We start from the raw sequence: 2,974 nt of genomic DNA, 5'->3' as shown, positions 1-2,974 counted from the left end.
AAAAACCTTAAAGCGTAATTAAATATTTTCAATATTCTTGAATAAAAGATTTTATAATCTACTTAAAGCCTGTCCGAGTTTTCACTATAATTTGCTCACCTTAAAATCAATGCTAAACTATCTTTTAATAGGCTGCCATCAATTATATATTATATATACCTGATTTTAAAACAGAAAGCAAGTAGAAATACAAAAAAAAGCATTATTTACATCAAATAAATAAAAATGCCGTTTTTTTTTCGTTTCTTTGCATGATAGTTAGTCTGTCTAAAACTTGAAGTGCATAAAAAATAATAAATGAAGCGTTTATTTTTATTCTTCTTTTTTCTTATTGCAGTATCGCTCCATGCAGAAGATCTGAATTTGGGTCTATATATTAAATCAAACCAATATACCGGAGCACAACGAACCGGACTCATTCTGAATGACAGAAAGCCTTTCCAATTATCCTCTAAAGGGGTTTCTTTATCTTTTGATCTTTATATTCGTAAAGAACCTATTCTTTTTGGTTTCATAAACCGGATTATTACCAATACCGGAGAGAATATTGATCTTCTAATCTCCCCCAATAATGGAGAATATGTATATGTTTCATTATTAGTCAATGAAAAAAGATATAACATCGCCACAATAGAACATAACACATGGATACCTGTAAAAATTTCATTATTACCGGAGAATAAACAAATAGAACTTACTTTCGGTTCTCAAAAGAAAAGTTTTGAACACTCTTTTTCCAATGTACATAATTTTCAAGTTAGCTTCGGAGCTTGCAGAATTCCCAAATATAAATCTCCGGAAGCTGCACCTATAAATATAAAAAACATACGAGTATATGAAGGAAATAAACTAATTCGTTATTGGCAATTAGGAAAACACCAAGAAAGCTTTTGTTTAGATTCAATAAGACATATACCTGCTCATGCAGATAATCCTATTTGGCTTATCAATACTCATAGTAAATGGGAAAAAGTATTCAGTATCAAACAAAAAGACGAACCTCAATTCGATTTCGATCCAATTCACGGAATATTCTATTTTTTGTCTAATCAAGATTTACAGACCCTTTATACTTATAATGTAGTTACGAGAACAGAAAGAATTATAAAAGATATATCGGGATATCCTGCCGGAGACAAGAATGACGGATTATTCTATATTCCCGATACTCAAGAACTCATATCTTTCGATCTCAATAACAAAACATTATCCCGATATATGCCGGTAACTAACGAATGGGAAAACAAATCTGTCCCCGAAGTAGATATGCAATATTATGATCATACTCAAACTTATAATCCGACGGATACTTCTATAATTACCTTCGGAGGATATGAACATTATATATATAAAAACGATTTATTCAAAATAAAACCATATACCGGGAAATGGGAAAAAATTAAAATCGAAGACATCTATCCTCGTTTCTTTGCAACATCGGCCGTAGTCGATAATAATCTATACATATTTGGAGGAAGAGGGTGCAAATCAGGTCGCCAAGAAATGTCTCCGCACAATTATTATGATCTGTATAAAATCAATTTGCAAACTTTTAAAACAGAGAAATTATGGAATATAGAAATGCCCGACACCGTAAATATTTTCCCGGGAAGAAACATGATTTACAATTCGTCTGATAATAGTTTCTATGTTCTTATTATCAATCCTAAACCCTATCTTGTAAAAATAAGAATAGACAAACCCGGATTAGAACGAGTTTCAGATGATATCAATGTAGATTTAAAATCTGACGAACGAATCAATTACACTCTGTATCAATTCCCTGAAAAACAAAAAATATACGCATTATTCTGTAAACAATATAAAGATTCGACATCACTATTCGATATTTATTCTATCCATTATCCAACATTATCTTATGTCGATACTTTACAAAAAAAATCTGAACCGAAAATATTTTATACCCTTCTCGGCATTGCAATTGTATTGATAAGTATTGCTTTTATTTTCTTCAAAAGAAAAAATAATTCTTCGGAAACAAACGCTCCGATTACTAAACCGGAAAACTCTTTATCCCAAATTTCTGTTGATCAAGAAGAAATTAAACACAAGCCTATTTTCGATTCTGCTCATTCTTGTATTCGTTTATTGGGAAAATTCCAAGTTAAAGATAAAGAAGGTAATGATATATCAGGCAGTTTCACACCTATTCTAAAATCTCTATTGTTATTAATTTTATTGCATAGTCAAAAAGATGAACGAGGTATTACCAATAAAAAAATAGACGAGACTTTATGGGGGGACAAAAGCGAAAAATCCGCACAAAACAATCGAAATGTATCACTAAGTAAACTAAGATCATTATTAGAAAAGATCGGAAATATCCGTATCGTACAAAATAATAACTTCTGGAAAATAGAGAGTGATAATCTGGCATACTGTGATTATCAAATGGCTCTTCAATATATTCAAGAAGCTACTAACAGTCAGCACAAAGAAGAATCTTTTTTCTATGATTTACTCGAATTACTATTTTACGGGCCTCTGCTCCCTAATACTCAATTTGATTGGTTAGATAATTTTAAAAGTGATTATTCTTGCGCCACTATCGATTTATTAAACGAACTTCTAAAAAAAGAAGAGTTCTTGCACAACGATAAATTTAGATTGCAAATTGCAGAAACCATATTTTCTCACGATATACTAAACGAAGAAGCGTTACAAGTCAAATGTACTCTATTATATAACAGTGGAAAAAAAGGAATAGCAAAAAACACATATGACAACTTTTGTAAAGAATATCATACATTATTAGGAGTAGAATATAATATTCCTTTCTCACAAATTATTCATGCAAACGAATAATAACCGTATATTAAAACAGGTTTGAAAATTCAAACCTGTTTTAATATACGGTTACGTGCATTATCTGCTTTTTCCGGACGGGATTTTCCAATCCTTTTTCCACTGTTCTTAGCTGGTCGAGTACCATTCCTTTTCGGTCTTTTAGTTC

The 2,974-nt window shown here is 30.9% G+C and carries 1 protein-coding gene; it reads left to right on the top strand.

What is annotated here, in order from left to right; all coding sequences use genetic code 11:
* Positions 1-297: 297 nt before the first annotated feature.
* Positions 298-2,826, top strand: coding sequence for a hypothetical protein (locus tag AC1WHX_RS11565; RefSeq protein WP_481229411.1), 2,529 nt, complete (start codon positions 298-300; stop codon positions 2,824-2,826).
* The last annotated feature ends 148 nt before the right edge of the window (positions 2,827-2,974 follow it).

Source organism: Coprobacter sp. (assembly GCF_982436375.1).
The sequence above is the reverse complement of the archived record's forward strand: the minus strand, read 5'-3'. Positions and strand labels throughout refer to the sequence as shown.

Excerpts from the sequence above, each read along its gene's own strand:
- AC1WHX_RS11565 (WP_481229411.1), top strand. The coding sequence starts at position 298 with ATGAAGCGTTTATTTTTATTCTTCTTTTTTCTTATTGCAGTATCGCTC.